Origin of the sequence: Enterococcus saccharolyticus subsp. saccharolyticus (assembly GCF_029023825.1) — a bacterium.
GTDB lineage: Bacteria > Bacillota > Bacilli > Lactobacillales > Enterococcaceae > Enterococcus_F > Enterococcus_F saccharolyticus.
Genome location: NZ_CP118957.1, coordinates 1,863,176 through 1,874,913, shown reverse-complemented (window position 1 = coordinate 1,874,913; position 11,738 = coordinate 1,863,176). Strand labels below are relative to the sequence as shown.

Genomic DNA, 11,738 nt, shown 5'->3' with positions numbered 1-11,738 from the left:
AGCTAATAAGAAGATGCTTCACCCAGATAGAAAGGATGAATCGCTTATGAGGACACGCGAAGAAAGTCAAGACCAATTTGCGACAACCCGAATAATTGAACTAAAAAAAGAATATGAACGAATTAATGCGGAGTGGTTAGGATTTCATTATCAAATAGCATTCTATTTTTCTTTAGCAGCTTGTTTTATTGAAATTGCAGTAAGTGTGATTGTTTTACAGCAACAATTACTAACCACCTCAGTGCCTATTTATTTTTTGAAATATTTATTCATCCCTACCATTAGCAATATAGCATTGCTAATTACAGGATATATCCTAATGAAAAACCAACAACTTTCACATATGCAACGGTTGTACAGCGTCTCCATGATGTTTGTTTTGATTTGTTTTGTCATCACGACAATTCATAATATTTCTTCTCCTGTTTACGCCTTATATATCTTGCCGATTGTGATTACTGGAATTTATGCAGTGCCTCATTTAACGATGCAAACAGGTATATTGAGTATCAGTTTGTTTTTGTGTGCGGAATTTCTAATCGCGTGGAATCCCTATCAAAATACTGTATTCGAATCGCCTTTACGCTTATTAGGCATTGTTTTGATTTTTGCTTTATTAGTGATGTTTACACTCATATGTACTACTGGAATGTATTATCTCCAAAAGAAAAATATTGCGAGTATTAATTTAGAACTTGAACGAGAAGAATTAGAACAAAAACTTCACATTGATGAATTAACAGGTATTGCGAATCGTTTGGCATTCAATACGGCATTAAGCCAAATAAGTGAACAAACATCGTCGACACGTTATGTTTTAGTGATGACCGATATTGATCGTTTTAAAAAAATTAATGACGATTATGGTCATTACATTGGCGACCAATGTTTGACGGCTTTTGCAACTATTCTTAACCAATTTACGACCAATCAGATCGCCTATCGATTTGGTGGTGACGAGTTTTGTTTATTGTTTCAAGACGTTACGTTAACCGAAGTTTATGAAATCTGTCTTAATTTGCAAAAAGACATGCAAACTATTATTATACCAGGACATGAAGAATTGCGAATTACCGCTAGTTTTGGATTAGCCGAATATTCCAATGAGAGAGGAACTGCGGAATTATTTTTACAAGCGGATAATGCACTGTACCATGCTAAAAAAGAACGGAACAAAGTGGTGATAGTGGATGAAATAGCTTAAAAGTTATTTTATGATTGACAAAGCGCGGATTCTCATGTAAATTATGAATCAATAACATATACATCCATTGAAGAGAAGAGTAATTTTCGAAGGCTTTTTAGAGAGGTTCTGGTTGGTGAAAAGAACTAAGAGGTAGGAAATGAAGATGGTCTCTGAGGATAAATCATCGATATGTAGGTGATTTCGGAAGGTTCAATCGTTATCTTGAACACCATTTCTTTGATACAAAAAGAGATGGATTGAGGGAAGTTAAGACTTCCGAAAAAAGGTGGTACCGCGATTATTCGTCCTTTTGTCAGTTTACTGATAAAAGGACTTTTTTGTTGTCTAAAAAAGGGAACACGCCGTTTAACGGTTTAATATAATAAGGAAAACAAAGGAGAGACAAGAGATGAAAAGTTTGAAAAAAGTAGTCGGATTAGGGATTTTAGGTGCAACATTTTTAGGGTTAGCCGCTTGTTCAAATGGCAGTGGCAATCAAACAGAAGAATCAGCTTCTTCATCAAGTACAGCAGAAAAAACAGTATTAACTGTAGGCGCAAGTTCAACACCGCATGCTGAAATTTTAGAACAAGTGAAAGATGATTTAGCGGCAGAAGGCATTGACTTAACGATTACCGTTTTTGATGATTATGTTTTACCAAATACAGCATTAAATGATGGTGATTTGGACGCAAACTTCTTCCAACATACACCATATTTAGAAAACTTCAATAAAGAACATGGTACGGATTTAGTATCCGCAGGAAGTATTCATTTTGAACCACTTGGTATTTATCCAGGGAAAGCAAAATCATTAGATGAGATTTCAGAAGGTGGAAAAGTATCAATTCCAAACGATGCCACAAATGGTGCACGTGCGTTATTATTACTTGAAGCGGCTGGTTTAATTAAATTAAAAGACGGCGCAGACATCACGACAACATCAAAAGATATTGTTGAAAATCCAAAGAATTTAGAAATCGTTGAATTAGATGCATCACAAATTGCACGCTCTGTTCAAGATGTAGATGTGGCGGTTATCAATGCCAACTATGCATTGGAAGCTGGTTTCAACGTGGAAAATGACGCATTACAAAAAGAAGACAAAGATTCTGAGGCAGCTCAAACGTATGCAAATATTATTGCAGTAAAAGCTGGCGATGAAAACAGTGAAACAATTAAAGCATTACTTGCTGCGTTACAATCAGATAAAGTAAAAGATTACATTAATGAAACGTACCAAGGTGCAGTGGTACCGGTCTTTTAATCAAATAGATAAGAGTTGAAGAATTTCTTCAACTCTTTTTGTTTGTGGTAAATTTTGTTATAGTAGAAGAAAAAGGAAAGGATGTTTCTGATGACTATTCATACTACCAATTACGTGAATACTTTTATTGAAGCTCCTGAAAATTTTCCACACACAGCAGCCGGTATCCCTCCCGAAAGAAAACAAAAGACGATTGCTAGAAAACAATATGAGTTGTTGTTTCACCATCCCTATCAATTTACCTCAGATGAAATATTATATACAACCACTGCCAAACATAAAGGAATCACGGAAGAAGCTTTTTTTGCAAAAGGAAAACCTTGTTTTCGTGCTTCACCATTAGTCAAACAATATGGATGGGGTGTGCATTTTAATCAAGACGGCAAAATGGCCATTTATCCAATTGAATCGCCAAAATATCAACAATTTCGCGAAAACAGTGACTTAAAACATATTCAAGCAATGCGTTTGAGAAAATAATGATCATGGACCAATTTGGGACATGTTTTTTTTTAGATTCACCACGAATTCATCTGAAATTCATATGTAACGTGTTTACTAAAGATAGAGGAGGGCAAGAGATGACTCGGATTTTATATTTAGAAGATGAACGTGTCATTCGCGAAGTTGTTTGTGAGTATTTATTGTTACAAAAGTATGAAGTTGACCTAGCCGTAGATGGACAAAAAGCACTCCATGCAATTCAAAAGCAACGGTATGATGTGGCTATTTTAGATATTATGGTTCCGTTTATATCTGGTTTAGAAGTATTAGAACAATTGACTAAAAAGCAGCCGCAGTGTGCAACGATTATGCTAACGGCATTAGGCGATGAGTGTAGTCAAATTGAAGCGTTCAATCGCTTGGCAGATGATTATATTATCAAACCATTTTCACCAATTTTGTTATTGAAAAGAATTGAAGCGGTTTTACGAAGAACACAAGTTGAAACGAATTTGTCAACGGGTTTAGACGTACGTCAAGAGAATTTTCAAGTGTACTATAATCAGCAATCTTTGCAATTAACAGTTACTGAATTTTTAATTTTTGAGGCAATGCACCAACATCCTAAAAGAGTCTACACAAGAAATCATTTATTAACGATTATTGCACCGGATGATTTTATGGTTAGTGATCGTGTGATTGATGCACACATTAAAAATTTGCGGAAAAAGTTACCTGTGGAAGTCATTAAGACGGTTATTGGAATGGGGTATTGCTATGAAGAAAATTAATCGTACGATTACCCAAAAAACCATGATTTATACTGTATTGATGACATTGTTATTAGGAAGTTTGATTATTGGCTATTTTCTATGGATGCTACCGGGATTATATGCTCGTTATAAAACAGATCGCTATTTGCAAACTATCGAAGAAGTCCAACGTCGATTTATTCAAGGGAAAACGTTTGCTGACGACTATCAATTGTCCGATAATTTTTTATTGATGAGTATAAAATTACCGCATACAGGAAATACGATTCAAGTATCTACGGCGAATGCTTCAATGGATGTAGTATTAAAGGCGCCTGAATTGCGAGCGCTATATCATCAATTACGCACGTCCTTTCAATTCACTAATTCAGAAAAAGAATTGGATGTGTCTTGGGATGAAAAAGATTTTGCACCAGTGATAGCATTAGTCAAAGAAATGTATACGCCGATTCAGCAAACGTTCGTGGAAATCCAAAATGTCCAAACGTATCCATTTGAAATGATTGAAGGCTCAGACAATCAAGAAATCTATACTACTACAGATGATATCTGGATTTTTGCTGGCACGGTTGAGCAAAATACCAATAGTTACGCTAGTTATGTTGCTTTTAAAGAAGTGGACCAAGAAATCTATGTGACGGTTGCTTCGGCAATGACTCCTAAATTAAATGAATTATTTCCGATTGTTTTGCAAAGCACACCGATGATTCTTGTCGTGTTATTGGTGATGTCATTGCTCATTGCACATTGGTTTAGTCGAAAGTTAGCCTATCCAATCGAATTACTTGCCCAGCAAGCACGAACACGTGACCGTGAAAAAGAACTGGTCTTTCATCAACCCAATAAAGGGGATGAATTAGAAGTGTTAGAAAATGCCTTAAATCAGATGCACACAGAATTACACCAACAATTGCAAGCTGTCCACTGTCAGAACAATGTATTAGCAGCGATGAATCAAAAGCAACAACTTTTATTAACCAATGCTTCTCATCAATTAAAAACGCCGATTGCTTCTGCCTTACTTTTAGTTGAAAGCATGATGCATCGCGTCGGTAAATACCAAGATACACCAACATATCTCCCTGAAGTAAAAAAAGAGATTCAAAAAATGCAACAAATTGTTCAGCAATTAATGTACTTATTTGAAGAACAACCGCGAGAAGCGCAAGCGCGTGTGGCTGTCGAGCAACTTTTACCGGTTATTTGGCAAAATTATCAAGCGAAAGCCGATGAACGAGCAGTGACTATCGAATGGCAGACAACACCGGTTACTATTGAAACAGAAGAAGCATTATTTGTAGCGATACTCGAAAATATTCTACAAAATGCCGTGAAGTACACACCACAAAATCATCGAGTATTCGTGCGGTTGACCAATCAAGCAGTGACTGTCATCAGTGAAAACGCAAAAATCTCTGAACAACTGATTGATCATATTCACGAACCATTTATTCGTGATACAACCGAAGAAGAAGCAGGCACAGGATTGGGTTTATATTTAGTTGATAACTTGGTTGATTTATTGCAGATGACGTGGGCAATCAAGAATACTAGCGCAGGTGTAGAAGTCACTGTAAATTGGAGGGATGAACATGTTAACAATTGAACGGTTAAAAGTGAATTATGGAAAAAATGTGGCGTTAGATATTCGTGAAACGATTGACATTCAAGCGACAGATCGTGTAGGCATTATCGGTTCCAACGGCGCAGGGAAAACAACCTTGATTAAAGCGTGTTTGGGATTAATTAAATACGAAGGCACCATCCTATCAGAGATAAAACCTGAAGCAATGGCGGTGCATATGCAATTTAATCATTATGTAGATACCGTTAGTTGTCGCGTTATTTTAGAGGCAATTTTAAATACGAGTTATAAGAACAATCTCAAATTACAAGAATTAGTCACTTTTTTCGCTTTTGAAGAACACTTGAAAAAGAAATTCAAAGATTTGTCTGGTGGACAAAAGCAACGATTTACCTTGATTTTAGTGCTTATGCAAGATGCACCAATTACTTTTTTTGATGAAGTGACTACGGGACTTGATTTTGAAACACGGCGGGCTTTGATTCAAAAAATCTTGCAATGGTATGAGCAAAAAGAAGCAGCCATTTTGTTTGTCACACATTATTATCAAGAGTTGGAACAATTAACCAATAAATTGATTATTTTACATGAAGGAAAAGTGGTGGCGTATGATTCCCATCGTGCATTGTTCAAAAAATATTGTGGGCATTCTGTGATTACTTTTGATAAAAATGAGACGATTGATTTGACGACCTATCGCCAATTACTAGCACCAGAAAATACGGTGGCGATTGCTTGTAAAAACAAAGAAGAAGAATGGCACTTAGCACAGTATTTAATTCAACAGGGTATCAATTTTAAGCGTAGCAACCAAGACATTGAGTTATTAACCATAAATGCGATTGGAGGACAAATCCAATGAAAAGATATGTGAAGTACGAATTGTTAAATTCTTTGGGGAATTTTTTCTCGATTTTATTTGGGATTATTTTTCCGATTGTCATGACATTATTATTTTATTCGATTTTTAATCAACAAATTCCTGCGAATCACTTAGCACAGTTTAGTACCCAATTATTTGTGACAAATCTACTTATTTCTCCACTAGCCGTGATTTACATTGGATTTGCTGCATTATTTTCGCAAGAAATCGAAAAAGAGGTTACCGTACGAATGGCTTTATTTGGTTATTCAGAGAAAAAACAAATGCAAGCAAAATTTTTAGCGCAAGCCATTATGTCTAGTGTCTCTATTTTTATTTATATTGTTGCAGTCATTCCTTTTTTGGAATTACCTGTCCCGACAGCTTTTGGTTTGATTGTCTTCGTTATCGGTATTTGTTTGTTGAGTTTTAGTTTGTTTCTCGCAGCGTACGGTATTTGCTTATTGATGAAAAAATTCAGTACGACTTTTGGGCTGGTCATGTCGACCTATTTTTTAATCATGATTTTGTCAGGAATGATGGGGATTCAAACCAATCAATTACCTAAATCCATTCAAAGTATTGCGAAGTTATTGCCTACGACACATATGATCCAAGATATGCCGAAATTATGGGAGAAAACCACTTATAATTTGATGCCAATGATTCAGTCCATGCTCTTTTTATTTGCACTTTCCGTTTTATTGTACTTTGCAGGGATTCAATCGAGAAAACGCCGAATTAATTAATCAAAACCTTTGACAGTTTTGGCTGTTAAAGGTTTTGATTTTTTTGGATTGTATTTTGAGGTAAAATCAGCTATTCTACTCAAGAAAAACTATTTTTGATAGAAAGAAGGAATTAGCGAATTGAAACGATTGTTGGTATTTTTTGGTGGAATTCTCCTTGTATTGAGTGTCTTATTTATAAGTAAAACCTGGTTAGCAAAGAAGACAGAAACAGTTAGTGCTGCGGGTAAAAATACAGTGATTATTTTTAACTGGGGAGAATATATTGATCCTGAATTATTAAAAACCTTTGAAAAAGAAACGGGGTATCATGTGATTTACAATACGTTTGATTCCAATGAAGCGATGGAAACGAAAATCAAACAAGGTGGAACACATTATGATATTGTCTTTCCTAGTGAATCGATTATTCCTAAAATGATTGAAGGCGATTTGTTGCTACCGATTGACCACAGTAAAATTACTGGTTTAGAAAATATTTCCAGCTTTTTGATGAATCAAAACTTTGATAAAAAAAATCACTATTCGATTCCTTATTTTTGGGGAACAGTTGGTATCATGGTTAATACAGATGAAATCACGGACGGAACAATCCATAAATGGACTGACTTGTGGGACAAACAGTATCAAAATGATATTTTAATGATTGATGGTGCGCGAGAATCGATTGGTATTGCTTTGCAAGCCCAAGGATTATCATTGAATGAAGTAGACAAGGACCAAGTCGAAAGAGGGGTTAAGAAATTAGAAACCTTACGATCCAACGTGAAAGCTGTGTTAACAGATGAGATTAAAACCTTAATGATTAACAATGATGCACCGATTGGCATTGGTTATTCTGGTGACGCTGCTTTTGTCATGTCAGAAAATCCTGCTGTGCAGTACGTCGTTCCAGAAGATGGTGGCGCGATTTGGACAGATAATTTTGCGATTCCTAAAACGGCTAGTAATTTAGAAGGGGCATATGCGTTTATTAACTTTATGTTGCGTCCAGAAAATGCCAAACAAAATGCTGAGTATGTTGGTTATGCGACACCCAATGAAAAAGCTAAAGCCTTGTTACCAAAAGAGTTAACGGAAAACGAGGCATTTTATCCGCAACCTGAAGCGATGGAACAAATGGAACACTATGAATATTTGGGAAGAGATGCTGTTGAAATTTACAATGATCTTTTCTTAGAATGGAAGTTGGGGTTATAAGATGACAGTTTTACGTTCGAATTATATTTTTGATACAACAACAAAGACGACTTTTGCAGGTTTTATTCAAATTGAAAATGGGTTGATTCAACAAGTGGGACCATTGTCAGATATTCCTGAAGGAGCAGTCATCGATTATTCCGACCAAATGATTATTCCTAGTTTTATTGATTGTCATGTGCATTTTTATTTATCGGCATTGATTCATGCAGGGCATTTAATCCAATTAACTGGAGCAACTGAGCAAGCGTTCGCTGAACAAGTCTCATCCTTACCAACGACCAATGGCTGGAAATTAGGAATTGGTTGGTTTAGTAGTGATTTTGGACAAAATGTTTATCCAACAAAAGCGTCGATTGATGTTGTGTGTGCAGAGGTTCCCGTCATGCTTATCTCAGGTGATGCGCATAGTATTTGGTTAAACACTAAAGGCTTGGAAGTTTTGCAGATTACCAAAGAAGATATTCCTCAAGGGATTAGTGGTGAAGCTATTTTTGAAAACGACGAGCTAACAGGATGTTTTCTGGAAGCAGTGGCGATTAATTATCTTGCAGAAGTATTGGAAATCTTTAAAGAAAAAACGACCGAAGCTTATTTAACGTATATGACCCATTTGAATCAAATGGGTGTGACGACCATTGGCGATGTGGCATTGACTGGTGAGAGTTGGGATGATTTGGTATATCCATCATTGTTCCAACAAATTGAAGAAGAAGCAACTGTGCGAGCCGTTTTTTATCCGGCAATGCGTCCAGAAATAACAAAACTAACCGAAATTGCGACAACCTATCATTCGCCAAAAGTTCAAATGGGTGGTGTCAAACAATTTTTTGATGGCGTAACCAGTACACATACTGCATTTTTAAAAGAAGAATACGAAACGCCTTATTTTCAAGGTGATGTAGGTAGTCCTCTGATTGATACTGAGCGCATGCGCCAATTAATTTTATTAGCCAATCAACAAGGATGGCCTATGCGAATTCACACGATTGGCGATGAAGCGATTCATCAAGCATTGACATATTATCAAGAAAGCTTAGCAAAATTTCCATTAGCCAAGGGAAAATACAATACACTAGAGCATTTAGAAGTGATGGATCCTTGTGATTTACCTTTAGTGAATCAAGAACAGTTAGTCATTTCTGTGCAACCTAGTCATTTACTCGTGGGATATGAAACGTTAGAAGAAGAAGTGGGAGAGCAACGTGCAAGTGAGATGTTTCCGTTTCATTCTTTCTTAGCACATGGGGCAACATTGGCCTTTGGGACAGATACACCAGTGGTAGTAGATGTTACCCCTTTGGAATCCATTTATTATGCTGTAGCACGTCGCGAAAAATCAGGGATACCAGTGGAACGACTGATGCCAACAGAAGTCATCTCAATTGCTGAAGCTCTTTACGCTCATACTCAAGGCGCAGCGAAAGCATTGAGTCGGACAGATATTGGTTCATTACAAGTTGGTCAACGCGCCGATATTTGTATTCTGTCGCAAAATTTATTGACGTGTTCCGAAGAAGAACTACTAACAACTGAAATTTTAGCTACAATGATGGATGGACAGTGGGTCTATCAAAAATAGGTAAAAGCTTGCGATAATTCGCAAGCTTTTTTGTCTTAAAAAAGTTATTAAATTATTTTTTATTTTATTGATAAATGTTATTGACACCCCTTACAAAATCGTGTTATTATTTTGCCATAAGTAAAATAGAAACGTTTCCAAAAAAAGATAATCTATTTTGTGAGATGTCGCTTCTATACAAAAATGGAAACGTTTCTAAAAAGGAAGAGAGGAATTAAAATGTCAAAGGGGATTGGAACGGAGGGAGAAATGATACTAGATAAAAAAGTATTAAAAGAGCAAAAGCGTCGTAGTATCATTCGAAGAATTAAGCGAGACAAATGGTTATATGTGTTGATGATACCTGGCATCTTGATGACACTAGTTTTTAAGTATTTTCCAATGTATGGTGCTATTATCGCATTTAAAAATTACAATCCAATGTTAGGAATACTAAAAAGTCCATGGGTAGGATTCGAACATTTTAAAGAATTTATTTTTTCACCTAATTTTTCTGTACTTTTAGAAAATACATTAAAAATTAGTATTTATGGTTTAATATTAGGTTTTCTTCCCCCTATATTACTAGCTTTATCTTTAAATCAAATTTTAAATAAGAAAATTAAACAAAAGATTCAGTTGATTTTATATGCGCCTAACTTTATTTCAGTTGTTGTTATTGTCGGGATGCTTTTCTTATTTTTATCAGCAAATGGACCTATCAATGGACTGGTTGAAAAACTCACTGGAGAGTCCATTATGTTTATGTCTAATCCAACATATTTTAGAACTATTTATATTTTATCTGGTATTTGGCAGGGAATGGGTTGGGCATCTATTTTATACACAGCAACTTTAGCAGGTGTCAGTACTGACTTATATGAAGCTGCTAATATTGATGGCGCAAATATTCTTCAAAAAATTATTCATATTGATTTGCCAGCATTAAAACCTGTAATGGTTATTAATTTTATTCTAGCAGCTGGAAATATCATGAATGTTGGGCACGAAAAAGCATTCTTGATGCAAACCTCTATGAATATACCGACATCAGAAATTATTTCTACGTATGTTTATAAGATTGGTTTACAATCAGGAAATTATGCGTATTCTGCGGCAGTTGGTTTGTTCAATATGGTAATTAATGTAGTGTTATTACTATTTGTTAATTCAATTACGAAAAAATTAAATGATGGGCAAGGATTATAGGAGGAAAAACAATGAATATGGAGATGTACTCAAAATTTGATAAAAGAATGTTATGGGTTAATCGAATAATTGTTTTATTTTTAGTCCTAATTACCATTGTTCCGTTGCTTTATGTGGTCATCGCTTCTTTTATGGATCCAACAACTTTAATTAACAAAGGAATTAGCTTAAATCCCGCAGATTGGACGGTTCAAGGTTATAAGCGAGTATTTGCTGACGGAGCAATTATTCGTGGGTTTATCAATTCGTTATTATATTCTTTTAGTTTTAGTTTATTAACAGTTTTTGTCACGATGATTACAGCTTACCCATTATCTCGATCAGATCTCTACGGTCGTGGGGCAATCATGACATTTTTTGTTATTACGATGTTTGTAGGTGGAGGATTAATTCCAACATACTTATTAATTCGTGATTTGGGAATGCTAGATACAATTTGGGCAATCATTTTGCCAGGCGCGTTAAATGTTTGGAACATTATTATTGCACGAACTTATTTCAGTGCTTTGCCTCGAGAATTGTCAGAAGCTGCAACCATTGATGGGGCAAATGAAATTCAAATTTTGTTTAAAGTGATGCTGCCATTAGCTAAACCCATCATGTTTGTTTTATTCTTGTATGCTTTTGTTGGCCAATGGAATGCTTATTTTGATGCAATGATTTATTTGAAATCCCCAGATTTACAACCATTACAATTAGTTTTACGAAATATTTTAATCCAAAATCAACCTTCACAAGATATGGTTGGTGCAAACACTGCAATGGCAGAAATGAAACAATTAGCAGAATTAATAAAATATTCAACAATTGTTATTTCGAGTTTACCATTAATCGTTATGTATCCATTTTTCCAAAAGTATTTTGATAAAGGGGTACTTGTAGGATCAATTAAAGGTTAGAGA

Annotated in this window: 11 protein-coding genes and 1 other annotated feature; all 11 genes read left to right on the top strand. The window is 35.4% G+C overall.

Annotated elements, in window-relative coordinates; genetic code table 11:
* Nucleotides 1-46: 46 nt before the first annotated feature.
* The 11 genes from PYW32_RS09625 to PYW32_RS09575 all read left to right on the top strand — a co-directional run bounded on the left by PYW32_RS09625 (nt 47) and on the right by PYW32_RS09575 (nt 11,735).
* Nucleotides 47-1,204, top strand: coding sequence for a diguanylate cyclase domain-containing protein (locus tag PYW32_RS09625; protein ID WP_016174508.1), 1,158 nt, complete (start codon nt 47-49; stop codon nt 1,202-1,204).
* 58 nt (nt 1,205-1,262) lie between these two features.
* Nucleotides 1,263-1,499, top strand: a binding site (T-box leader).
* A 96-nt stretch (nt 1,500-1,595) separates the two neighbouring features.
* Nucleotides 1,596-2,453, top strand: coding sequence for a MetQ/NlpA family ABC transporter substrate-binding protein (locus PYW32_RS09620; protein WP_016174509.1), 858 nt, complete (start codon nt 1,596-1,598; stop codon nt 2,451-2,453).
* 90 nt (nt 2,454-2,543) lie between these two features.
* A complete protein-coding gene (locus tag PYW32_RS09615) occupies nt 2,544-2,933 on the top strand; it encodes a DUF6157 family protein (protein ID WP_016174510.1) in 390 nt (129 codons plus the stop codon).
* A gap of 101 nt (nt 2,934-3,034) precedes the next feature.
* On the top strand, nt 3,035-3,688 hold the full coding sequence (locus PYW32_RS09610) for a response regulator transcription factor (RefSeq protein WP_016174511.1): 654 nt from the start codon (nt 3,035-3,037) through the stop codon (nt 3,686-3,688).
* Complete coding sequence (locus tag PYW32_RS09605; RefSeq protein ID WP_016174512.1) at nt 3,675-5,276, top strand: sensor histidine kinase; 1,602 nt, start codon at nt 3,675-3,677, stop codon at nt 5,274-5,276. Before PYW32_RS09610 ends, PYW32_RS09605 begins: the two co-directional genes overlap by 14 nt.
* Complete coding sequence (locus tag PYW32_RS09600; RefSeq protein WP_016174513.1) at nt 5,263-6,117, top strand: ATP-binding cassette domain-containing protein; 855 nt, start codon at nt 5,263-5,265, stop codon at nt 6,115-6,117. The genes PYW32_RS09605 and PYW32_RS09600 overlap by 14 nt, the downstream gene beginning before the upstream one ends.
* Complete coding sequence (locus PYW32_RS09595; protein ID WP_016174514.1) at nt 6,114-6,866, top strand: ABC transporter permease; 753 nt, start codon at nt 6,114-6,116, stop codon at nt 6,864-6,866. Before PYW32_RS09600 ends, PYW32_RS09595 begins: the two co-directional genes overlap by 4 nt.
* Nucleotides 6,867-6,986: 120 nt before the next feature.
* The gene (locus PYW32_RS09590) at nt 6,987-8,066 is read left to right on the top strand and encodes an ABC transporter substrate-binding protein (protein WP_016174515.1); all 1,080 of its coding nucleotides are present in this window, start codon (nt 6,987-6,989) and stop codon (nt 8,064-8,066) included.
* Nucleotide 8,067: 1 nt separating this feature from the next.
* On the top strand, nt 8,068-9,648 hold the full coding sequence (locus PYW32_RS09585; protein WP_016174516.1) for an amidohydrolase: 1,581 nt from the start codon (nt 8,068-8,070) through the stop codon (nt 9,646-9,648).
* Between the two features lie 249 nt (nt 9,649-9,897).
* A complete protein-coding gene (locus tag PYW32_RS09580) occupies nt 9,898-10,836 on the top strand; it encodes an ABC transporter permease (RefSeq protein WP_420828463.1) in 939 nt (312 codons plus the stop codon).
* A gap of 11 nt (nt 10,837-10,847) precedes the next feature.
* Complete coding sequence (locus tag PYW32_RS09575) at nt 10,848-11,735, top strand: carbohydrate ABC transporter permease (protein WP_016174518.1); 888 nt, start codon at nt 10,848-10,850, stop codon at nt 11,733-11,735.
* The last annotated feature ends 3 nt before the right edge of the window (nt 11,736-11,738 follow it).

Bases quoted from the DNA above. Each gene is read 5' to 3' on its own strand.
- PYW32_RS09625 (WP_016174508.1), top strand. From the start codon at position 47: ATGAGGACACGCGAAGAAAGTCAAGACCAATTTGCGACAACCCGAATA.
- PYW32_RS09620 (WP_016174509.1), top strand. From the start codon at position 1,596: ATGAAAAGTTTGAAAAAAGTAGTCGGATTAGGGATTTTAGGTGCAACA.
- PYW32_RS09615 (WP_016174510.1), top strand. From the start codon at position 2,544: ATGACTATTCATACTACCAATTACGTGAATACTTTTATTGAAGCTCCT.
- PYW32_RS09610 (WP_016174511.1), top strand. From the start codon at position 3,035: ATGACTCGGATTTTATATTTAGAAGATGAACGTGTCATTCGCGAAGTT.
- PYW32_RS09605 (WP_016174512.1), top strand. From the start codon at position 3,675: ATGAAGAAAATTAATCGTACGATTACCCAAAAAACCATGATTTATACT.
- PYW32_RS09600 (WP_016174513.1), top strand. From the start codon at position 5,263: ATGTTAACAATTGAACGGTTAAAAGTGAATTATGGAAAAAATGTGGCG.
- PYW32_RS09595 (WP_016174514.1), top strand. From the start codon at position 6,114: ATGAAAAGATATGTGAAGTACGAATTGTTAAATTCTTTGGGGAATTTT.
- PYW32_RS09585 (WP_016174516.1), top strand. From the start codon at position 8,068: ATGACAGTTTTACGTTCGAATTATATTTTTGATACAACAACAAAGACG.
- PYW32_RS09580 (WP_420828463.1), top strand. From the start codon at position 9,898: ATGATACTAGATAAAAAAGTATTAAAAGAGCAAAAGCGTCGTAGTATC.
- PYW32_RS09575 (WP_016174518.1), top strand. From the start codon at position 10,848: ATGAATATGGAGATGTACTCAAAATTTGATAAAAGAATGTTATGGGTT.